Annotated in this window: 18 protein-coding genes; 14 read left to right on the top strand and 4 right to left on the bottom strand. The window is 46.2% G+C overall.

Annotation, left to right across the window (positions count from 1 at the left end):
* Positions 1-8: 8 nt before the first annotated feature.
* The 3 genes from ACJJIE_RS07785 to ACJJIE_RS07775 all read left to right on the top strand — a co-directional run bounded on the left by ACJJIE_RS07785 (position 9) and on the right by ACJJIE_RS07775 (position 3,301).
* Entirely contained in the window at positions 9-1,139 is a 1,131-nt protein-coding gene (locus ACJJIE_RS07785; protein WP_444894187.1) for a methyltransferase, read from the top strand.
* 303 nt (positions 1,140-1,442) lie between these two features.
* Positions 1,443-2,267: a transporter substrate-binding domain-containing protein gene (locus ACJJIE_RS07780; protein ID WP_444894186.1), complete on the top strand. Its 825-nt coding sequence runs from the start codon at positions 1,443-1,445 to the stop codon at positions 2,265-2,267.
* Between the two features lie 146 nt (positions 2,268-2,413).
* Positions 2,414-3,301 (top strand): SMP-30/gluconolactonase/LRE family protein, encoded by an 888-nt coding sequence (locus ACJJIE_RS07775; protein ID WP_444894185.1) that lies wholly within the window; start codon positions 2,414-2,416, stop codon positions 3,299-3,301.
* A gap of 6 nt (positions 3,302-3,307) precedes the next feature.
* Here ACJJIE_RS07775 and ACJJIE_RS07770 read toward each other — a convergent pair whose 3' ends face one another.
* Complete coding sequence (locus ACJJIE_RS07770; protein ID WP_444894184.1) at positions 3,308-4,690, bottom strand: amidase family protein; 1,383 nt, start codon at positions 4,688-4,690, stop codon at positions 3,308-3,310.
* 180 nt (positions 4,691-4,870) lie between these two features.
* Between ACJJIE_RS07770 and ACJJIE_RS07765 the strand changes: the two genes are divergently transcribed.
* The 10 genes from ACJJIE_RS07765 to ACJJIE_RS07720 all read left to right on the top strand — a co-directional run bounded on the left by ACJJIE_RS07765 (position 4,871) and on the right by ACJJIE_RS07720 (position 14,566).
* A complete protein-coding gene (locus ACJJIE_RS07765) occupies positions 4,871-5,452 on the top strand; it encodes an HAD family hydrolase (RefSeq protein WP_444894183.1) in 582 nt (193 codons plus the stop codon).
* A gap of 573 nt (positions 5,453-6,025) precedes the next feature.
* Entirely contained in the window at positions 6,026-6,868 is an 843-nt protein-coding gene (locus ACJJIE_RS07760; protein WP_444894182.1) for a hypothetical protein, read from the top strand.
* 120 nt (positions 6,869-6,988) lie between these two features.
* Complete coding sequence (locus ACJJIE_RS07755; protein WP_507021888.1) at positions 6,989-8,380, top strand: IS4 family transposase; 1,392 nt, start codon at positions 6,989-6,991, stop codon at positions 8,378-8,380.
* A gap of 1,346 nt (positions 8,381-9,726) precedes the next feature.
* On the top strand, positions 9,727-11,019 hold the full coding sequence (gene ltrA, locus ACJJIE_RS07750; RefSeq protein WP_444894755.1) for a group II intron reverse transcriptase/maturase: 1,293 nt from the start codon (positions 9,727-9,729) through the stop codon (positions 11,017-11,019).
* Between the two features lie 34 nt (positions 11,020-11,053).
* Positions 11,054-11,284, top strand: a complete 231-nt coding sequence (locus ACJJIE_RS07745) for a hypothetical protein (protein ID WP_282933231.1) — start codon at positions 11,054-11,056, stop codon at positions 11,282-11,284.
* Between the two features lie 45 nt (positions 11,285-11,329).
* Positions 11,330-11,926, top strand: a complete 597-nt coding sequence (locus tag ACJJIE_RS07740) for a hypothetical protein (RefSeq protein WP_444894180.1) — start codon at positions 11,330-11,332, stop codon at positions 11,924-11,926.
* A 2-nt stretch (positions 11,927-11,928) separates the two neighbouring features.
* Positions 11,929-12,138, top strand: coding sequence for a hypothetical protein (locus ACJJIE_RS07735; protein ID WP_444894179.1), 210 nt, complete (start codon positions 11,929-11,931; stop codon positions 12,136-12,138).
* A 150-nt stretch (positions 12,139-12,288) separates the two neighbouring features.
* A complete protein-coding gene (locus ACJJIE_RS07730) occupies positions 12,289-12,714 on the top strand; it encodes a hypothetical protein (protein ID WP_444894178.1) in 426 nt (141 codons plus the stop codon).
* 673 nt (positions 12,715-13,387) lie between these two features.
* A complete protein-coding gene (locus ACJJIE_RS07725; protein ID WP_444894177.1) occupies positions 13,388-13,669 on the top strand; it encodes a hypothetical protein in 282 nt (93 codons plus the stop codon).
* 582 nt (positions 13,670-14,251) lie between these two features.
* The gene (locus ACJJIE_RS07720; protein ID WP_444894176.1) at positions 14,252-14,566 is read left to right on the top strand and encodes a hypothetical protein; all 315 of its coding nucleotides are present in this window, start codon (positions 14,252-14,254) and stop codon (positions 14,564-14,566) included.
* A 40-nt stretch (positions 14,567-14,606) separates the two neighbouring features.
* Here the strand turns inward: ACJJIE_RS07720 and ACJJIE_RS07715 are convergent, their stop codons facing one another.
* The 3 genes from ACJJIE_RS07715 to putA all read right to left on the bottom strand — a co-directional run bounded on the left by ACJJIE_RS07715 (position 14,607) and on the right by putA (position 20,935).
* Positions 14,607-16,586: an alkyl/aryl-sulfatase gene (locus ACJJIE_RS07715; protein ID WP_444894175.1), complete on the bottom strand. Its 1,980-nt coding sequence runs from the start codon at positions 16,584-16,586 to the stop codon at positions 14,607-14,609.
* A gap of 555 nt (positions 16,587-17,141) precedes the next feature.
* Positions 17,142-17,531 (bottom strand): hypothetical protein, encoded by a 390-nt coding sequence (locus tag ACJJIE_RS07710; protein ID WP_444894174.1) that lies wholly within the window; start codon positions 17,529-17,531, stop codon positions 17,142-17,144.
* Between the two features lie 257 nt (positions 17,532-17,788).
* Positions 17,789-20,935 carry a bifunctional proline dehydrogenase/L-glutamate gamma-semialdehyde dehydrogenase PutA gene (gene putA, locus ACJJIE_RS07705; protein WP_444894173.1) on the bottom strand — a complete coding sequence of 1,049 codons (3,147 nt, stop codon included), beginning with the start codon at positions 20,933-20,935 and terminating at the stop codon, positions 17,789-17,791.
* Positions 20,936-21,076: 141 nt separating this feature from the next.
* Here putA and ACJJIE_RS07700 point away from each other — a divergent pair, with 141 nt between their 5' ends.
* Complete coding sequence (locus ACJJIE_RS07700) at positions 21,077-21,586, top strand: Lrp/AsnC ligand binding domain-containing protein (RefSeq protein WP_108732847.1); 510 nt, start codon at positions 21,077-21,079, stop codon at positions 21,584-21,586.
* The last annotated feature ends 98 nt before the right edge of the window (positions 21,587-21,684 follow it).

Here is a 21,684-nt window from a genome sequence, read left to right as displayed (position 1 = left end):
GAGTTCTTATGCCCCAGTCAATGCAAAAAAATAGAGCCGTAAATTGGGTCTTTCAGCGCGCTTCTAATATGATTAATAGTATTTGTAATATTCCTAATGCTCTGATGCCGCCTCCATTTCGAGTAATGCAAATTGGATCGCTATTTTGGCAGTCTAGATGTCTGTATACAGCTGTCCGATTAAATATAGCTGATCATATTAACGGTGAAGTCGTCCCAGTAGAAAAACTGGCAAATGATTGTAATGCAGATAAAGAGCATCTATATCGATTGATGAGGATGTTGTGTGCAATGGGAATTTTTAAGGAGGTAAAAGCAAGGCACTTTTCGCACAATCGAAACTCTGAAGTGTTGCGCAGTGATGCCAGTAACAGCGTAAGAAGCATGGTGCTTATGCATAACTCCCCAGAATTCAGCAAGCCTTGGTTTAATGGGTTTGAAGACCATATTAAAGATGGGAGTGTGCCTTTTGAAGGTGTTTATAATCAGGAAATGTTTGATTATATGAATGATCATCAATCTGTTAGCACGCTGTTTTCGGACGCTATGGATACCGTTGATAATCTTACCGGGCTACAGTATTTACAAGATTTTGATTGGAGCAGGTTTGATAGGGTTATTGACTTGGGTGGGGCAAAAGGCAGCAAAAGTGCGAGTGTCCTCTCTTCATATAAACACATAACGGCGATGGTGGTCGACAGGAATAATGTTGAGGGGACGGCAAGAGAGTACTGGAAAAACTCACTGAGTGATTCAGTTGAAGAGCGATTGGACTTCTTCCCAGCAGATATTATTAACGATAGACTGCCGGTAGCTAACAGTGATAAGAATATCTACTTGTGTACGGCTGTTTTTCACTTGCTGAATGACAGCAAGGCAAAGCGACTTCTCAATAATATTTACTCTGCCATGCAAGGGCAAAATGCTACGCTTGCTATTGTTGACGCAGTATTACCTGAAAAGCGCGCAGACCTTAATTTGGCTGCCATGGACATGCAGATGTTGATGGGAACTCGTGGGCGGGAGCGAACTTACAGCGAATGGAACCAACTCTTTAGTGATAGCCCTTTCCACTTGGTGGAGACAGTCTCCGTGCGTACCTTTGCAAAACTGATGGTGTTGAAAAAGAGAAAGGGTTAGGTGCTAAGCAGTAAGTGGGTGTCAACAAGCGCAATGTTAGTAATTATGAAAATGAAAAAACATTGCGCTTATTGTATTGGTGGCACGAATAGTCCGCTTGTCAATTATAGATACGCCAGCAAGCCAATATCCGTAGTAGCTTAAAGTGCAGTATCACCTGTATTGGTTTTATATACGCCTATATTTACCTATAGCCTCTTTCTGCTAGTCGACTAAGGTTTCGGCCTTTGGTGTCTCAGTGGATATTACAGAATTACTTAGGGGGCTCTGAGCCAATATATTTGAAATTACTGGATCTTAGCTATGTATCTAGTGTCCCGTCTAATAGGCAGCTTGCTAGTTTTATCGGTTATTTATGTGGGGTATGTTTGGGCTGATCTTGAGGATCGAGAGCTAGTTGCTGGGGTTACTTATGATATTCCAGGGCTGGCGTATAGAGAACCCTCTTCTGGCGCTATAGAAGGCTTTGAGCCTGACCTGGTCAGGGCAATTGGGGAGAAGTTATTTGGCGGCCCTGGCTATATAAGGCTAACCCGTGTGCTGGATGAGGATCGTATAAAGGCACTTGAAGACGGAAGAGTGGATATGGTGGTATCCCAGTTTACCATCACTCCAGAGCGCGAAGAAAAAGTGGACTTTTCGATTCCTTATTACGTCACTGGGGAGGGTTTACTGGTCCATAAAGATAGCGATATTGAGAGCTTTATTGATCTGGAAGGTAAGATAATTGCTGTTACTAAAGGCTCACTTTCCCTAAAAAGAATGCGTGCTGTCCTGCCGTCATTGGAGGGGGCAAGATTGGTTGTAGCGCCCACAAGCTCAGCGACCTTAGAGGCTGTTCAAAGCGGAAATGCTGATGCTGCCTCCAATGACATTATTAACCTAGTACTTTTGCGTAAGGCATCAGCCTATCCGACTTTATATCGTCTGGTGAATATTAGTGGAGACTTCCCGCCAAAGCCCTTTGGTATCGGTGTTAAGAAAGGGAATAAGGAACTGCTCGAACGATTAAATTCTGCTCTAGAAAGCCTAAAGGAGAGTGGGGAGATCAATAGAATGCTGGATAAGGCCGTTTCCAGTGTGGGTTCAGAGAATGACCCTGATGATACCTTCAGCGGCTCACAGTAGAATAGTCGCCGAAGTATCCGTACAGATAAAGTCTAATTAGGGGCGATATGACTACTAAATCCCCCAGTGTCTTCTTTTCTTTGCTTTTCAGCTCAGTCCTTTTCTTGGCTATTACTTACAGCAATTATCTACTGGGGAATTCCCCGATGCAGGCTACCCATTCGATCTTGGTGGAAACGGATGCACATGAGGGGCTTGTTTATGTACCCTCCCAGAAACGTCTCTACTTCACCAGTGTTCCAGATTTAGAGATTGAGAATCCACAAATATCGATCCGTTACTACGACTTTATTACTGGAGAAGTTGTAACCTGGAAGCACCGAAGCAATATGGCAAATAGCATGTGGCTTAGCAATGACGGTGAACATTTATTGGTTGCAGAGCAGGGGAAAGGAGCAACCCCGGGCGCTATCAGCCGCATAAGCCTTTCAGACGGTCAACGAGAAGTGCTTGTAGATGCCTATAAAGGCAAGCCATTTAATTCACCCAATAAAGTTGTACAGTCACCCTCTGGCTGGATCTACTTCACCGATCCTGATTATGGCTACAACCAAGGCTTCAAGCCTGAGCCAATGTTAACGCCAGCTGTCTATGCTTTTGATCCTTCAACAAAAAAGTTAATTCGCTTGTCAGCGGAGTACATGATGCCTCATGGGTTGGCAATCTCTCCAATAGGCAACCAAATTTATATTGGTGATACTGCAGCTATCGATGGAAAGAATCCTTACAACCCCAAAAAAACAAAAGACATTTATGTAAGCGCTTTGCCATCCCCGGAAAAATTGGAAGAGAAGCAATGGGTTTTGTCGGTACCAGTAGGGATTCCTGATGGTTTTATTGTTACTGGCCCCAAAAATGATCTGTGGGTGGCGGCAGGTGACGGGCTGCGACACTATCGAGAGAACGGCTCCCTGGTTAATCTTTACCCTGTTCCCGGCGGTGTATATAGCGTAGCAACTGACGGTAAAGCAATTTACTCATCAAGTAATACCGCTATATGGAAGACAATTCCCCGAGGGGAAGAGGGGGGATAGTTCCTCTTACTTTTGGAGTGTTATTACCTGTTCGATCTGTCTAGCTACGGCAAGTAGTGCCAAATCCGCTCCAGGTAACCCATCTATCTCCAGGCCCACCGGTAATCCATTGGTACCAGGCCCGATGGGGATGCTGATGCTTGGGGCACCGGTAACTGGTGCGGAGACATTGTTGTATATCAGTGTGTCCAGGGTGGGGAGTGTCTGTCTATTTAGCTCCAGTTGATATGAGGATGTTTCCAGGGGTTGCGCTTCGATAGGTGCAGTTGGAAATACGATCGCGTCCAGTTGATGCTGCTGGATGATCTTCGAATAGCTCTCGTGCACAGCAGGCAATTTCTTTAAGGCCGCTTGATAAGCTGAGTCTGGCGGTGCCTTAGGGCCGAGCACTGATTCCTGATAGACCTCTTTCACATCCTCACTTTTGATCATTGCTACCAAACCCTCTAGTTGAGTTTGCGGTTGATAATTCGCCAGAAAATGCCCCATGGCTGTCCGCATCTGATGAAATCCGACGGGAAATCCGATTTCGAGAGCGGCGCTGACTATTGGCGAAAGGTCTACTTCTACAAGGTCTACTCCGGCATCAATAAGGGTGCTTATTAGAGCCCTGAAAGACTGGTTTACTCCAGGTGAGAGGTTGTCAAATAGAGGGTGGGCAAGCCCCAAGCGCAACTGATTGATTGGCTTGCATTGGGGTACGGAGCCCCTTGTCATCACTTCAAACAGATAGATGGTATCTTCGACACTAACAGCCATAGGGCCGATAGTGTCAAATGCTGGCACAGAGGGTACGACTCCCTGGCTGCTAAGGCTGCCAGTTGAAGGGCGAAAGCCAACAATACCAGTTAACGCCGCCGGTAATCTGACGGAGCCGGCGGTATCGGTGCCGAGGCCAGCGGGCACAATCCCCGCGGCTACAGCAACAGCGGTGCCCCCCGATGAACCGCCGGGGAAGTAAGCGATGTCCCACGGATTCCTTACGGCACCAAATGCAGCGTTATTGGAGGTTACGCCAAAGGCGAGTTCATGTAGATTGGTCTTCCCAACCACTATGGCCCCACATCCCTCTAGCCGTTCAACCACTGGGGCAGAGGACTTCGGCAGAAAGTTCATGCCAAGGGTCCCAGCAGTGGTATGCATACCCTTTACATTGATATTGTCTTTAACAACGATGGGGATACCGGCAAGGGGCCTACGGTGGCTACCGGAGGCCAATTCCCTGTCAATGCATTTGGCTTTTTGAAGGGCGCCATGCCGATCGAGGCAGATAAAAGCATTGAGTTCGGAATGAGCAACTGCATTGTCACAAGCTTCTTCAATCAGTGATACTGCGCTAATCTTTCTTGCGAGCACCATCTCCACAAGCTCATGAAGGGAAGTCGTCATAGTTTGCTTACTAGCTTCTGATTGTACTTGGGATCTTAGATCATAGTGAGAAAGAAAGTAGGACGATAAGAATGATATTGGCTAATTTGATAGCACTAGCCTTGATCTCTCCGAGGCGTATCTGATGGTGAAGAGTGAGCAGCGCGTTTCTGGCCATTGAAAATATGAGGGTTATGGGTTTTGAAAATTGATGTATTACTGTTTGATCTCGGCGGCGTACTAATAGAGCTAAAAGGCCGTCCATTACCAACCGGTAAAGCGCCTGTGACTGATGTCATTATCTCCGGTCCGGTAAGGCAGTTTGAGAGAGGAGAAATCACCACGGAAGAATTTGCAAACGCTTTAAAATCTCAATTGGAAATAGAGGAATCGATAGAGACTATTATCGATCATTTCACAAACTGGCCTGCTGGATTCTATCCAGGAGCAATTGAATTACTCAGCTCTCTAGAGACAAACTACAGAGTGGCCGCATTGACAAATACCAATGAACTTCACTGGCCACGCATCACTCATGAATTTAATGCACATAACTACTTGGGCCGAATATTTGCTTCCCACCTTATAGGTATGGCAAAGCCCGATGAAGCATTTTTCAAGCACGCGCTTGAGCAGCTGGAAGTTGAAGCCAGTAGTGTTGTCTACATGGATGATATCCCTAGAAATGTAGAGGTGGCGAATAAGGTGGGTATGAATGCGTTTCATACGAAGGGCTTTAATTCGGTGTTGGAAGTGATAGAACGTTTAAATGTTCAAAAATAGATTTTTGGTAGTAAGAAAGCTTGAGGTCTAATAGGTTATTGTGTAGAGGTAGTTTCTTGGCCTTTAAAATCTACTTAAGCCATCCAGACATGCCTGCCCTCAAAGTTGCTCCCTCTTTCTAAATATTAAGTTTTAGGAGCCTGTTCACGGTTCACGGTTCACGGCTAAGTTCATTCGAATATTGGTTAGACTATAATTTGCGCCAGTTAGTAAGTGCCAGCACGGTGAAATATGATCATGATGAGTGTTATTTCTGGGTTCGATTGAAAAACGGTGAAAAACACTTATAAATTATGGGGTTACGTGAGTAGGGTAAAATTGAGATAGTAGTCATAGTGATCGTTTTTGCAGTTTGTTTAATCGTGCCATTTTGGTGTAACTAACTGACTTTCAATGGGAAACTGTAGTGGTGGCGGCAGATTGATTATGAGATAGTAGTCAATATAATAGTGGTCAGAATGATTACTATATAGCTGTTAGCTCCTAATATAACTAGCAAAGGGACTTATGGGAAAAAGTACGTACCAGTTTGATCGATGGAAACCGAGAGCAAAAAGTTCTTGGGCGTGGAGGGTGTTTAAAAAACACAATATTGAATTTCAAAGAATGTACACGTCCTTTGACACCGGCAGAAAATACACATATCAAAATCTGGGAAAAAATGGTGCTCAAAAAAACGATGAGCCCGACAAGCATTTTAAATTTGATCGTCCTTGGGAACCTAAAAACTTCGGTGATTTAGAAGACTGGATATCAGCGTTCAATGACCTTGAAAATTGGATGAACTTAAATGCTCTTGTGGCTATTTTGTCTAACTTAGAAACGTATATTGCTACAATAGTTCCACTGGCACTGGAGTCTGATATAGGAACCTTATATGGTGTCTCACACCGGATAGATGGAATAGAGATATTAAAGCACGGTAAGGATAGGCCATTTGATTTTGACGATATTGTTACGTCGTGTACAAAAGGCACTTGGGATAGTCGTATCTCAGCATATGAGCGTGCGTTTGGAAAAGCTCCTAGGTATCTAAAGAACCATGTTTCCGAATTGGATCGGATGAGGAACCTAAGAAATAACGTAGCACATGCTTTTGGTAGGGAGATAGAAGCTGCCAGAGTTAGTGGTGATGTGAAAACAATTCCTATCGAAAGGCTCTCAAGGGATCGTCTATTAAAATATCAAGCAGTGGTATGGAAGGCTACCAAATCTATCGATGCACACTTACAGAATTTCCATATAGGTGAGTACCAAGCAGTTCTTTTTTACCATAATTTGTATCCGTCGCTTAATCATAATGTGCACCAGAGTATGAGAGCTATGGAACTCAAGAAAAAAATTGGGCAATTCGGCATCGAGTCTCAAGGTAAAGAGTTTTGCAAGGGTTTGGTCGCATACTATGAGTCAATCTGAGCTAACAAACGCGTCAATTAGGACGCTCGCAGGCTCGCGCCTATTACGCGGGCGCTAAGTTTTATACACAAGTTTTTCCGGTTTTATTATGTAAATCAATAAGTTACAGTTTGACCTGGCATGAATTACAGATTTGATTGGATAATTATGCAGGACTGGGTCATGGAGGAAGTAAAAAATCAGGTTATGGGTGATACACGTTTGAATAAGCGCTTGTCCAATATTCTTAGTAGTTTAAGTTCAGATCCAAAGAATAGCATTCCCTGTGCAAACAAAACTTGGGCAGAAACGTTTGCAGCTTATCGCTTTATCGAAAATGATAAAGTCAATTTTGATTCTATTATGAGCGGCCATAAATCGGCAACTCTTGAGAGAATCAAGGCGCAGCCCGTTGTTCTTATCCCTCAAGATACCACCTTTCTAAATTTTGCCACTGACTTAGAAAGTAAAGAGATGGGAACACTTAGGCGGAAAGAGACCAATCGGCAACTCTTGCACACCTCCATCGCTATAACGCCATCAAGAGTTAACTTGGGTGTTGTTGAGGGTAGTATGTGGCAGAGAGACAAGGAATCAAGCTCTAATTCCCGTTATACCAAGTCGATAAAGAATAAGGAGAGTCGACGCTGGCTAGACCATTACGAAACGGCTTGTCAGATACAGGAGCGCTGCCCTGAAAGTACAATTGTGAGTATTGCTGATAGAGAGGGTGATATTCATGAGTGGTTTCAACTGGCTGAAGATCAAAGTGAACAGCGGCGGGCGAGCTATATCGTTCGAGCTAAGGCCAATCGCACTTTAGAGCTCGATGGAGAAGAAACGGTTTTGCTTTGGGATCATATGAATGAGCAGAAATCTGTTGGTCTATACACGGTAGATATTCCCAAACGGAATGGTGAATCTGGAAGAAAAGCCAAAGTCAGTGTATCCACTACTGAGATACGGCTACTTGGGAAAGGAAAATCTAAACGACCACTTTCTCTCTATGCTGTATTGGCTAAAGAATTAAACCCACCAGAGGGTGAAAAAGGCATTGAGTGGATGCTGTTAACTGATCTTCCAGTTGAAGACTTTAAGCAGGCAAGGGTCATCATTGAGTGGTATCGAAGCCGGTGGGAAATTGAAACCTATTTTCGGGTGGTGAAAGGCGGATGCCAGATAGAAAGTAACCGTTTTAGAACAGAGCAGCGCATGTTGAACTGCATTGCGATCTATATGATTATTGGATGGCGGCTACATTCGATAACTACGCATGCACGAAGAGTTCCTGACGCACCGTGTACAAGTGCCTACTCTGAAAAAGAATGGCGTATGATATGGATGATGCGAGATAAAACTACTCCACCAAATGAACCCCCAAGCATGAGGGAGATAACCCGTATGTTGGCAGGTTTAGGAGGTTTTTTGGGGCGTAAAGGGGATGGCGAGCCAGGAGTTAAAACCGTTTGGCAGGGATACACCAAGCTACTTCATTATATAGAGGCAGCAGAAACTCTAAATGGACTTAAATAATGTGTATAAAACACAGCGCGGGCGTTATGTTCTCACAAGAATTTAAGTATGGATGAAATCGTTTGGCTTAAGAGGATTGAGCCTTTTAAATACACGAGCAAACCATTCCACTATAAAAAGTCGAATTGGTGCAATATTCAAAAACGTCAATTCCGCTCATATATTGTTCGCATATCAATGAGAGAGCGTCGTAGCTACCCAGGACCAGTTCGTAGTCACTGGCGCCAATTACGATTTGAGGCCATAAAATATTTCGAGTCTAAGTGGGGTGAAGTGCCTCAGGCTATTCGGGGTAGGCATGTTCCACCAAACTCCGTACTATTTAAATCAGAAGGTTGGTCGCAATGGGCAAGATCTTAGACATAACAAATCAATCAAAGATGCCCCTACGGGGCTGGACCTCCACTCCGCGGCTTCGCCGCTGCGTTCCGGCCCTTTATTGAGGCGTTATTGTGGCGGCCGATTTTCAGATGTTCTGTAGCTGCTGCAAGCATCAATCTCTATCTGAGCACTTTTTTCTGAGAGTTTTTCTGCAATTTGGTACTACAGTTTCGTTCCAGTGCCATCGTTTTAAGTCAGCAAGCCCTGCAAGCCAGCTACGCCATCATGGAGTGCCAATCAGATAGTTAACCGGTTGGGAAAGTATGGTATTTTCCCCTTTAAATTTATCGGGCAGTGGCCAGCCAAAGTTGGCTGGTAGAGAGCAAGTAGGTGGTTCAGTGCGCGCCAGCCATAACCAGGCTAGTCAAGCTCGCCCAACCCCTCCGGGGCTGGGCTGGACAGCCTACGCGTTGCTTCGGCTGCCCTTGCTAGCAGCGTGTGTGCCAGGCATGGCATTTAACTAGAGAGGTGAAAGTCCTCTTACCAGGTATTCGTGGAGCCGAAGGTTAGCGAAAGGGCAAGGTTAATATCGCGAGGTATTAGCTGGAGGAAGCTCAACGCAAATTCACGGGGTGATGAACAAGAACTGGATATGAGGTGTGACGTAGGTGGAGCCAGTGGGCACGTGACCATAAAGCTCTCCATCCACAATTGGCCTACGTTTTATAAATCCAGCATCTACGTGAAGAAAGTTAAATGTCTTACCCTGGGAGGTCTATGGGTTGTTAATGGAATAACTGAAAACTGAGAGATTGGTTTTGACCGACCCATAGAAGTCAGCAGAGGGCATAGTAGGTAGATTTCGTGCTACTGAAGGCCTGAACAATTCTGGACAGTATTATTAATGCAGAGCTTGATGACTGCATCTGACAAGTAACTTAGTTGCCAGAAAAAAAATATTTTTTTCTGGATGAACATCAAACTGGAAACTTAATCATACATTGTCCAATTTCCCATCTCTTTTAATGCAGCGAATTCTAGATAGGAATAATCTGTTTCGAGCATTACAACAAGTTTCTCGTAACCAGGGTGCGCCAGGTCTCGATGGTATGACGGTAAAACAGTTGCCGGAACATCTTAAGCAGACCTGGATTGCTACCCGACAAAAGGTGTTAAGTAGTAGCTATCGTCCTCAACCGGTGAAACGCATCTTTATACCAAAAGGCAATGGAGGCCTGCGTCCATTGGGTATACCAACGGTGCAAGATAGATTGATCCAGCAAGCTATCGCACAGATACTCAGTGAGCAACGGGAGCCGAAGTTTCATGCTCTTAGTTTTGGTTTTAGACCAAATCGATCGGCACACCAGGCGATTAGACAGGTCCAAAACTTTGTCCGGCAAGGAAAGCGCTGGACGATCGATATGGACTTGAAATCCTTCTTTGATGAAGTGAATCATGACAGGCTCATGCTAACACTGAAGCAAAGCGGAATACCGGCTGATGTGCTGGGGTTGATAAATCGATACCTAAAAGCGCCAACGGTAGTCGATGGCAAGGTAATAGCTACAACAAAAGGCGTCCCGCAAGGTGGGCCGTTATCGCCACTTCTAGCGAATATTGTGCTTAACGAACTGGACTGGGAGCTGCACAAGCGCCAACTCAGTTTTGTGCGATATGCCGATGATTTTCAAATACTGGTGGGAAGTCGTCGGTCTGCAGAACGGATAAAAGCAAACCTTACGCACTTCATCAAATGTAAGCTGAAGCTCACAGTAAATACTGAGAAGAGTGCAGAGGATCATTTCTGGAAGCGGAGCTTTCTAGGATTTAGATTGCTGAAGAAAGATGCCCGGATAAAGGTATCAGAATCATCGATGAATAAATTGAAAGCCAAGATCAGAATGATCACCCGCCGAACACGAGGCCGCAAGTTTACTCAGATCATGGAAGAGTTAAAGAAGTCCCTGCTTGGTTGGAAAGCGTACTTTGACATCAGTGAAGTACTGAGCCCTCTGAAAGATCTGGACAAGTGGATAAGGCGGAAGTTGCGATGTTATTTATGGAAGCAATGGGGACGTAGTGGTTACCGCAGATTAAGAAGGCTGGGCGTTGATCGTTTTTTAGCGTGGAACACGGCCAAATCAGCGCATGGACCATGGAGGCTAAGCAAAAGTCCTGCCCTTTACAGAGCATTGCCAAATAGATACTTTAGGAACTTGGGGCTGCCGGAATTGGCAGATAGGAAGGGGAATAGAATTGAACCGCCATGGTACGTGACCCGTATGCCTGGTGGTGTGGGAGGAGGGGCATCGTGAGGTGCCTCCCTATCCCGATTATAAGTAATAAAAAATGGAACCTGAAGAATTGAGATGGAAGCTTGATATAGTCGCGACTTCTTGCATACAGCTTTCCGGTGAGTTGCAGTCTCTCTACGCACACTTAAGCTTGAGTCTGGATAGAAAAGCGATTCGAGAAATAATTACCAATCTGCATTGGGTGGCTGAAAATTTTACAGTCGTCGGGCTCCACCAAACTGGAGAAGTGCTTGATGATAATATGGGTACTGGTCTTCATGACTGAAATTATTCGTAGGGAGCACCGGCACAAATACAGGTTTCACGCTTTGTGCTTGTGGCAGGTTGCTTGCTTGTGCGGCTGGGGTTAAAACTCACTATGAAGAAATGTTGTGGGAAGTATCTAATTCCGAAAATCGACTACAAAGCGAGTCTTCTTGATTCACTAGGGCTTTGTATATTGTTAGGATTTTTCATAGGAATTGCCATTATTGCTACTTGGTTGGCATCGGTCACACTTGTATCTTCCATTGAGGGTGGTTCGTTCACTGAAAGGGGTATATTTGGTCAGAGGATAGTCCCTGGAGGGGTGGTAGTATTACTATTTCTATATTATTTCTTGCCTAAGGTTATTAATGCCTCTAGTTACTTGGTCAACTATACGCTCAAAATCGATATAGACAATGCAATTCATTTTGGCCAAGTGAAGGACTCCGAGGTAAGGTATAGTAACTTCCAAGCCTCTGTAGCTAAGTTGCAGGAACAAATCCGTACTATCAAGGGCAATCTAATCTTTGGCTTCGGTGCCAAAAAGCTTAGTAATGGCGAGTACGCTACTGAAAATCTTCGGATCCATATTGGTCATATGAAACAAAATGAAGTTGTGTGGGCTGTTGGTTCCAATTTTCTACTTAATCACTGTAACTGAATGTGACAGATGCTCGTCATTGCGGAAAATTGCGCGAAAACTATGCTTTATATAGTGCGGTAAAGTATTATGATATCTTTCAGAGTATTGAAGCGGGAAATATCGATGGAGCAAAGGAAAAGTTGTTAACTTTTCAGGCTGCCGAATTTCTCGTTCTTGAAGGATTACGAAAAAAATCATCTCTAATAAATCTAAGTTGGCAATTGCACTGATTCGTAAATATAATAATAGAAATGTAGAGTAAACAAAAAATAGGCTGCGGCGCTTTAGCCTGGTAGTATTTGGGGTATCACAGCCTTAGGAGTTTGTTGGCCTGATGTAAGGCATATGTGTCAAGAAATTTTATGTAAGTAGGTGTAAAAATGGAAGAGTCAATTTATAGCCCTCCTGATTCTGAATTAGAGCCGACGAAGCCATATAAGGATTTATCTCTTTCGGAGAGGTTGGCTGAGTCGCGCCGGCAAATAGAAGAATCCAGGGCAATCCAGACATTGAATTTTGTATGGGGATTGCGGCTTGCTGGAGATGTTATTTTTATTTTAATCTTTGTGGTTGGATTGATTGGGACCGAGGATAATATTACGGTAGCCAATGTGATGGTTGCTGGCTTTATCACCTTATTTTTTGGGGCTGAAGCATTCTGCATTATTGGTTATTTTCGTAGAAAATCCTGGTGTCAAATTCCCCTTCATATATTTGCGGCCTTTTCTTTGTTAAATATACCAATTGGTACCATTTTGTCGGTACTACACTACTATAAAATGCCTAAAGTTAGATTCGATAAGTAACGGTTATGATTTTATACCGAGTATGATGTCGCGGTCGGGTGAGTCCTTGGGGTTGTTACTCCTTGCTTGCTAGTTGTTTGATTGTCATGAAAAAGATAGCACCCTAAGGCCTAATATGACGGGCGTAAGAATCATACTATGAGTTGAGGAAATTTTTAGAAATGTAGAGGCAGTGGCGGACTTTATTGGGCATAATGTAGATTCTATTAGGTGCAGAAACGGATATGGAGCCCCCCTTTACATTGCGCTGCAGAGCAAAATTAACCCGATGCTATTATTTTATTAAGAAAGTTAGGTGGGGTTAAAATGTTACCGAATAGCGATGGTGAAACACCCGTAGAGCTTACGTTTTCTCTTGATAATATGGAGGCTGTTGATGCGTTCATGAGAAGTGTATATAGAGAGGTTTAATTTGTTTATAGATTGCCGCTCAATTTATGCATGATATGCTGATGATGTTAGAATAAATTCAAAATAGCTTCCGTTAATTTTATCCAGAAGCCAAATAGTTACGGACTTGGGATGCCTGTTGCAGCACTGTTTGTAGTGCATCTGACCTGCTGTTTTTTTGGATATATATGAGTGGAATTCGGTAAAATCAGATATTCTAAATTAGAGGGAAGTAATAATAAGAAAACTTATTCTGGCGAGTCTTATTTCTTTAGTTTTAGGTATGGCTAATGCCTTTGAGGCTGCTGAGCTTAATGGCACCTGGTCCTTTTATGAGCAGGATGCGGCAGGAAATGTTGTCTCGAAAAAAGTTACGATAACTTTAAATAAAGATGGTTCATATCATTGGGTTGATAATTTTTGGAGGCAGAATGGTACTTGGTCTGTGGAAGAAAATAGATTGATGATGTCGAATGTTGGATCACATAAGCTCATATCTATTACTGCAGATGAAGTTGAAATGAAACGTGGCAGCACCATGGGGATGCGCAAAGGTTCACGCTAACTAATAGCATATTACCTTGGTAAATTCTTGTGGGGCTTGTAGGTATAATTTACGCTTCAGTTACCAAGGGCTGTCGTTATAATCTTTTGCGCTGAGGGTGTTTTTGTTAAGTTTAAAATTGAATGTAGGCTTCTAAGTCAGGGTTTTAATGGGGGTGTCCGCAGGGTGGGTTTGTTGAAAATATATGTAGCAGCCTGGTTTGATCTTTCTTTTACGATAGAAAAGTTATTTCTTAATGGTTTGTTGATTCGTATGGATGGAAGATTCACATTTCCGTGGGTTCGGTGATTGCAAAGTTAACTACGGCTAGTAGGTTAAATTTCTCAGAGTAGGGGAGGCTCAAAATATATTCGCCAAGTCCATATCTTTGTGATAGCTCTAGGAGGCTCAATTCATAGTTTGGGCCTGTGAGTCGCTCTATAGGGCTATATTTTCGGTTTTATTATCCTTTTGTTGGCGTGGTAAATGATTAATAAGTTAGTGCTTTTTTTCTCTATATTCCCCTTTATATTTGCATGTGAGGCTAAAAAGAGTGCGCTAGTAGGTGTTTGGAAATCTAATGCGGACAGAACAATTTCCAGTATGAGTAAAGTTCAGGGAGTCCCAGAGAAAGCGCGAAAGTTTATGGAGGATGACTTTTTTGGGCATTTATTTTTTGAGTTTACAGAAACTGAGGTGAGGGTTTACTTCGATAAGGAGGAACTCAATACTGAGGAAAGTCAAAACTTCGCCTCGTATACACTGGTTTCTGAGTCGGAACAGTATTTTGAATTAAATCACTATGATGAGCTTGAGGCGCGGGAAGTGACAGAAATACTTCACCGCGAGGATAATTGTTTCTATAGGGAAGTAGCTCCATGGGGCTTCTATGAGTATTTCTGCAAAGTGGATGACTAGCTTTAGTTAAAGTTAACCAAGGATTGCCCGCCAGAGCTTTTTATGGTGTAACAAGGCTAAAATTACGATCAAACTTATCAAATAACCGCCCAAATTTTATTAGTGCCAAAGGATTTCCGCTTACCTTGAGTCTACCATCTTTGATTAGAGTAGGGGCGCCTACTAACCCGCTAAACATCATACGTAAGTCGGTACTGTTCAGAGCGAGGCTGGCAGAGGGCTCGTTACTGTGTCGGCCGGGGTAGCCGTGCAGTACCCCATTTTGCACTACGACTAAGTACTTTTCTCCAGTGTCAGTCATATCGATATTTAAGCGGATATCTGCATCTGCCGCTTTCTCACCGTTAAGGCGCACCGCCATCGCGTCGAAAAGCAGCTGGAGAGGGACTCGCGCTACTATTTCTTCATCGGGCAGTATTTCTTCACGGTATTCGATACCATGACGTAATTCCTTGGCTCCGGAGAGGTAAAAGTTACGCCAGATACCTGATTCTGCCTGGTAGCCGAGTTGCTCTAGGCTGTCAGCTAATAGATAACGGGCTTGCTCGTTCTCAGGTTCAGCGAAAACCAAGTGCTTTAGCACCATGGCTACCCAGCGATAATTGCCCTGGGCAAAATCCTGTCGGGCTCGAGCCATAATGGCTTCTCCCCCCCCCATGTAGTCGATGTAGTGCTCTGCAGCTTCTTCCTGAGGAATAGGGTGGAGGTTTGCTGGGTTGCCATCAAAATAACCCAAATATCGATTGTAAACTGCCTTGGCTCCAACATTGACAGTTCCGTAATATCCTCGATTGGCCCAAGCCTGAGAAAGGTTCTCGGGCAGCTCAAGGCGCTCTGCAACTTCGACCATATCGTAACCGTGGTTAGCTAGGCGCAGTGTTTGGTCGTGGATATATTTATAAAGATCCCTCTGCTTAGCCAGGTAATCCATAGCTTCATCTTTGCCCCAGGTGGGCCAGTGGTGGCTGCTGAAAACCACCTCGGTCTTATCGCCAAATTTCTCCATGGCGTACTCAATATAGCGACTCCAGGCCTTGGCATCGCGGGTTTTCGCACCACGCAGAGTGTAAATATTATGCAGTGTATGGTTGGCGATCTCACTCATGCAGAGTGCGTTAAATTGAGGGAAGAAAAACACAATCTCTGCGGGTGCTTCGGCCCCGGGCGTGTTAATGAAGACGATGTCCACTCCATCAACTGTCATCTCTGCACCGGTTTCAGTAATCTCTATTGTTGGCGTAGCTATTCCGTGCTCACCATCTGATACCCGGTTGCCTAAGCCGGAGGAGACAAAACCCTCCGGGCTGGAGGGCAGCAAATTTCCAAATTGGTATAACGCACGACGTTGCATTACGTTTCCGGTGCGCACATTCTCGCTAATCGCCTCCTCAGCAAAACCCTCTGGTGCAATAATGTCGATAGAACCGCTCGCGAGCTGTTCTTTAGTCAGAACTCCAGTTATTCCGGCGAAATGGTCTGCGTGGCTATGGGTAAAGATAACTGCACTTACCGGTTGCTCTCCTAGTGCCTTGTTGGCCAGTGCAAGTGCTGCAGCTGCAGTCTCCGCAGAAGTGAGAGGGTCGATAACAATCCAGCCGCTTTCTCCCTGCACAAGAGTCATATTGGCCAGATCCAGCGAGCGCACCTGATAGATACCATCTACCACTTTGAACAGGCCGTTATTCAGGACGTTGAGCTGGGCCTGACGCCAAAGGCTGGGGTTGACGGTATCAGGAGGGGTGCCCTGTAAAAATTGCATCTGGGATAGGCCATAGACTTCCCGGCCTTCGGTATTTTTCACTTGGGCGCCGGGAATAGATTCAATAAAGCCTCGTTTAGCCAGCAGAAAATCAGTTTCATCGCCGAAGGGGAGTTGTTTTGCCAGGGATCTATTGTGGGAAATAGTTGCCTTGGAGGCGGGTTTGATCTCGGTATTTAAATTTTCTGTGTGAGTTTTCGGTTCACTACCACAGGCAATCAAAAAGAAGGACAGCAACCACATCAGTATCAGCGAGCGCATTGAGACTCCCCAAAATCGGTGTACATGAAACTTCATTTTTATACTGGGACAGGGTTTTTATTGCCCAGAGTGGCCTTAGCTTCTCCCACCTGCGGTGGCGCGTCAAGACAAGAACTGTCCCTTTGGCGGCGTAAAAGTCTTTCTGCAAGGGAAACAGTTTCATGTTACCCACTGGTTAACCAGTTTTGTCATTGGGCTTTGTATTTTCTACCAATACAGTCACGATTGTCGGCATTGTGATGTGTGAAGAGTTTGTGGTTCCTGAATCGAAGGCGCTGGATTGTCGTAGCTGATAGTTTAATCTGATCTGTTTTTATATGCCCTTAGGGATTTTATATTTAACAGGTTTAGGAAGGCTTCTATGGTAGTGAATGGTCGTAAAGGTAAATTTATTTTTAGCTTTTTTCTGTTGGTACTAGTACCAAGCTGGCCATTCAAAATAGGGTGTCTTATTTATCAAGTTCTATTTTAAAAATAAGACACCATCTATTGGAGTTTGAGCAGGTCGCCGATCAAAAATTCTTTAACTTCTATTAATCTTAACTCGAGAAGTAATTAAACGGCAGGTGATATGTTTGCGCTCTTCTTAGAGAGCGTTGCGCTTAAGAATGCGAAAAATACTAGAGCTACGATATGAGGCAGGTAAAGTGTGTATTCACTGGTGTGGAAAAAATACAGAGTGGCTTCGCAGGCGATAATGGCAATTGCTGCAGTTGCCCATGGATGCAGTTTTATCAGCCTAGATGCCAAGAAAATGAGTGTGAAAACAATTAGTCCATATCCTAGTAAATGGACAACAAAAACTTCCCAAAGGACAGCCCCTCCGTCTGAAAGAAATGCTATGAAAGCTTCGGGTATAGCGATGGCTGCAGAATATTCTGTAATTAATGGGCCTAAGTATCCGGCGACTAAGCCTATTGTTATTCCAGCTATTATGTTTTTCATTGAATCCATTCTATTTTTTTAGGGCTGGCCAACTATACCTTATGTGGAGCTGTAAAAGAAAATACTTGGTTTGTTGCCGCAAAAGACTGCGGTTGAAATAGAAGTAATTGCCTTGGTTCATCCGATTAATTTACAGGGGGTTATGAAAAGCTTACGGAGTTGGGGAGTTTGGAGTTGGTACTCTATGGGGGGTTGGCGAAATGTTTCTCCACAAAAAAGCGGGCTAAAAGCCCGCTCTCTTGTTGTTTTATGGAAGCTTATTGTCCCAATGTAAACAGTGCGGTGTTACCGCCAGTGGCAACAGTGTTAATAGTTTTGGTTTTTTCGCTGGCGAAACGGAATAGGTAGTGCGGGCCACCGGCTTTGGGGCCGGTGCCGGATAGGCCGTGGCCGCCGAAGGGGTTAACACCTACTACTGCACCAACCATATCGCGGTTTACATAGCAGTTGCCGACGTTGATACGCTTGAATACCGCGTGGGCGCGGCCTTCGATGCGGGAGTGCAGTCCGAAGGTAAGGCCGTAGCCGGTGGCATTAATGCGGCGGATTACGTCTTCCAGCTCGTCTGCCTTGAAGCGAACTACATGTAGGAAAGGTCCGAAAGTCTCGCGCTTGAGCACGGAGAAATCTTCAATCTCTACTACCTGCGGGCCGAAGAAGGTGCCATTGCTGGGCTTCTTCGCTTCCTCAAATGCAAATAGCGGCTTGGCTTCTTTAGCCATGCGCTCGCGATGGGATTCCAGCATGCCGAGGGCTTTTTCGTCGATAACCGGACCGATATCGGTATCCAGTTTACCGGGATCGCCGAGGGTTAGTTCTTCACACGCGCCTTTCAGCATATTCAGCAGGTTATCAGCGATGACATCCTGTACACACAGGATACGCAGAGCGGAACAGCGCTGACCGGCACTGAGGAAGGCAGATTGAATTACATCGTCTACCACTTGCTCGGGCAGGGCAGTGGAGTCTACGACCATGACATTTTGGCCGCCGGTTTCGGCGATCAGCGGTACAATCGGACCTTCTTTCGCTGCCAGCTGCTGGTTGATCAGGCGTGCGGTTTCAGTGGAGCCGGTAAAGGCTACACCGCCCAGGCGGGGATCTTCGATCAGCAGTTTGCCCACTGCGGCACCGGTACCTGTGATCAAGTGCAGTACTTTTGGCGGCACGCCGGCATCGAGCATCAAGCGCACGGCGTGTGCAGCGATGATGGGGGTTTGCTCTGCGGGCTTGGCCAGTACGGCATTACCGGCGGCGAGTGCGGCAACTACCTGGCCGGTAAAGATTGCCAGGGGGAAGTTCCAAGGGCTGATGCACACGAAGGTGCCACGGCCACTCAAATACAGCTGATTTTGCTCACCGGTAGGGCCGGGCAGTTCGGTGGGTTCACTGAAATGCTGGCGTGCGCCGTTGGCATAATAGCGGCAGAAGTCGATAGCTTCGCGGACTTCACTAATGCCGTCATTTAGGGTGCGGCCCGCTTCAATACAAATAATTGCAGCCAGTTCATTGGCTTTGTCTTCGTAAAGATCGGCAATTCTATCGAGAATATCCGCGCGGTGTTTTCCACCCTGACGATCCCAGTCGATCTGCGCCTCAGTGGCGGAGGCATAGGCCTGCTCAATCAGGTGCTTGTCAGTATTCGCGGTGTGTCCAATTTTTTCGCCGGTTGCCGGGTTGTAAACCGGTTCTTCTGCTTCGCCCATGGTGCCGTTGACGATAGGGCCACCGAGGAAATGCTTTTCGCGTTGCTGCTCAAGCTCTTTCAGCAGGGGATCAACGGAGAGTGGATCAGTCAGTTCGATGCCGTGTGAGTTTTTCCGTGGCAGGGCTTCTGCGCCCATATAAATATTCTCCGGGACAGGAATTTGCGGGTGACGGTAGGGGTTGCAGGCTTCGCTTTGTTCCAGGGTGTCCTGGACCAGGGCTTCAACCGGCGTTGCCTCGTCCATAAAGCGGTTAACAAAGGAGCTATTAGCTCCGTTTTCCAGCAGGCGGCGAACCAGGTAGGGCAGTAAGTCACGGTGTGCCCCCACGGGTGCGTAGACGCGCACGGGCACACGCTTGCCGTGTACCGCTTCAATTTGTGCGTACAGCAAGTGGCCCATGCCGTGCAGGCGCTGGAATTCAAAGTCGGTGCGGCCATTGGCTAACTCAAGAATCAGCCCGACGGTGTAGGCGTTGTGGGTGGCAAATTGCGGATATATTGCATCGCCAGCTTCCAACAGTTTTTTCGCACAGACCTGATATGACAGATCGGTGTGGCATTTGCGCGTGTACACCGGGTAGTCCGGCAGGCCCATCTGCTGGGAGTGTTTGATTTCACTATCCCAGTAAGCGCCTTTAACCAGGCGCACCATCAGTTTGCGGCCGGTATCGCGGCCCAGGGCAATCAGCCAGTCGGCGACATGGGGGGCGCGCTTTTGGTAGGCCTGGAGTACAAAGCCCAATCCTTGCCAGTCTTTAATTTCGGGGTCGCGGGCGAGGGCCTCGAAGATATCCAGCGAGATATCCAGGCGGTCTGCCTCTTCTGCATCGATATTCAGGCCCATATCGTATTGGGCTGCGGCGACACAAAGACGCTTCACCTGGGGCAGCAATTCGTCCATTACGCGATCCCGCTGCAGCACACTGTAGCGGGGGTGCAGGGCAGAAAGCTTGATGGAAATACCATTGGCCTCAACCACATCCCGCTGGGTGTTGTCTTTGCCGATCTCTTCGATAGCCATCATATAGGCATCGAAGTAGCGGTGGGCGTCGGCCATGGTGCGGGCGCCTTCGCCCAGCATGTCGAAGGAAAAGCGGGTGCCCGGGAGGTTTTCTTTGGGGCCGCGTTTCAGGGCTTCCCTGATGGTGCGGCCGAGTACGTACTGGCCACCCATAATTTTCATGGCCTGCATCATGGAGGTGCGCACCATGGGCTCGCCGATACGGCTAACCAGGCGTTTCATCCAGTGGGAGGGACGCTCGGTGATATCTGGGTCCAGCTCCACCACGCTGCCGGTGAGCATCAGGCCCCAGGTTGAGGCGTTCACAAACAGGGAGTCGGACTGGCCACGATGGCTGGACCAGTTGCCGGAATGCACTTTCTCGGCGATTAGTTTGTCGGCAGTATCGGCGTCTGGTACCCGGAGCAGGGACTCTGCCAGACACATCAATGCAACCCCTTCCTTATTGGAAAGGCCGAATTGCTGAAGGAAAGCGTCCAGCGTTCCGCGCTTGCTGCGCTGCTGTCGCGAATGATGAACCAGTGCGCGCGAGGTGTTCAGAATTTTCTTGCGCATCTCGTCGCTGGGGCGTGGCGCAGCCAGCAGCTCGCTCACGCAGAGGTTTTCGTCGGCGTGCAAATACTCGCGTGCCCGGTCTCGGGCATTCTGGAGGTCTCCGGCGAAGTTTGTCGACATATCGTCTCCCAAGCTCTATATCTAGGGTCAGAATAAAAAACCGGATTATGTGCGAAAATCCTTAGAATTAATCGCCATAATGTCGCGAGTTGTGGTTAAATATCACGCCTAATTGCGTGATTACCAGTAGGGTATTTTGTAATGTCTCGACAGTTGGAAGATCTTGATCGTATTGATCGCCAAATACTGCGAATTCTGCAACGTCACGGCCGCTTGCCGAATGTGGAATTGGCGCGCCGGGTTAACCTTAGTCCCACCCCTTGCCTGGAGCGAGTCAAGCGGCTCGAAAGGGAAGGATTTATTCGCGACTATGTAGCGCTACTCGACCCGCTCAAAGTTCATGCGGGCCTGGTGGTCTATATCCAGGTGACCCTGAACAATACGGCAACTGAAGCATTGGAAGCCTTTAATGAGCATGTGGCTGGACTGGAGGAGGTCCAGGAGTGCCATATGGTTGCCGGTGGTTTTGATTACCTGGTGAAAATTCGTATTAAGGATATGCTGGGTTATCGCCGCTTCCTCGGTGAAAAGCTGGCATCCGTACCGGGAGTACGGGAAACCCACACCTATGTGGTGATGGAGGAAGTGAAGACTGATACCGCTGTAGCGGTACCGGACCCAGAACCCAGTGTGAAAGGTTCGCGGCGCTAATTGAGCGCAGTCAAATATCCTGTGCGGAGTGAAAGAACTGTAGCGATTTTGCTGGTTGGCTTTTTTATGAACCTGGGTAGGAATCTGAATTCTCTCCT

It is taken from the genome of Microbulbifer maximicatervae (SeqCode) (assembly GCF_052467325.1).
Note: the sequence above shows the minus strand (reverse complement) of the source record. Positions and strands in the feature narration are given on the sequence as shown.

What these genes read in the sequence shown, in the direction of transcription:
- ACJJIE_RS07785 (WP_444894187.1), top strand. Translation starts at nt 9, where the DNA reads ATGCCCCAGTCAATGCAAAAAAATAGAGCCGTAAATTGGGTCTTTCAG.
- ACJJIE_RS07780 (WP_444894186.1), top strand. Translation starts at nt 1,443, where the DNA reads ATGTATCTAGTGTCCCGTCTAATAGGCAGCTTGCTAGTTTTATCGGTT.
- ACJJIE_RS07775 (WP_444894185.1), top strand. Translation starts at nt 2,414, where the DNA reads ATGCAGGCTACCCATTCGATCTTGGTGGAAACGGATGCACATGAGGGG.
- ACJJIE_RS07770 (WP_444894184.1), bottom strand. Translation starts at nt 4,690, where the DNA reads ATGACGACTTCCCTTCATGAGCTTGTGGAGATGGTGCTCGCAAGAAAG.
- ACJJIE_RS07755 (WP_507021888.1), top strand. Translation starts at nt 6,989, where the DNA reads ATGAATTACAGATTTGATTGGATAATTATGCAGGACTGGGTCATGGAG.
- ltrA (WP_444894755.1), top strand. Translation starts at nt 9,727, where the DNA reads ATGCAGCGAATTCTAGATAGGAATAATCTGTTTCGAGCATTACAACAA.
- ACJJIE_RS07745 (WP_282933231.1), top strand. Translation starts at nt 11,054, where the DNA reads ATGGAACCTGAAGAATTGAGATGGAAGCTTGATATAGTCGCGACTTCT.
- ACJJIE_RS07730 (WP_444894178.1), top strand. Translation starts at nt 12,289, where the DNA reads ATGGAAGAGTCAATTTATAGCCCTCCTGATTCTGAATTAGAGCCGACG.
- ACJJIE_RS07725 (WP_444894177.1), top strand. Translation starts at nt 13,388, where the DNA reads ATGGCTAATGCCTTTGAGGCTGCTGAGCTTAATGGCACCTGGTCCTTT.
- ACJJIE_RS07720 (WP_444894176.1), top strand. Translation starts at nt 14,252, where the DNA reads ATGAGTAAAGTTCAGGGAGTCCCAGAGAAAGCGCGAAAGTTTATGGAG.
- ACJJIE_RS07715 (WP_444894175.1), bottom strand. Translation starts at nt 16,586, where the DNA reads ATGCGCTCGCTGATACTGATGTGGTTGCTGTCCTTCTTTTTGATTGCC.
- ACJJIE_RS07710 (WP_444894174.1), bottom strand. Translation starts at nt 17,531, where the DNA reads ATGAAAAACATAATAGCTGGAATAACAATAGGCTTAGTCGCCGGATAC.
- putA (WP_444894173.1), bottom strand. Translation starts at nt 20,935, where the DNA reads ATGTCGACAAACTTCGCCGGAGACCTCCAGAATGCCCGAGACCGGGCA.
- ACJJIE_RS07700 (WP_108732847.1), top strand. Translation starts at nt 21,077, where the DNA reads ATGTCTCGACAGTTGGAAGATCTTGATCGTATTGATCGCCAAATACTG.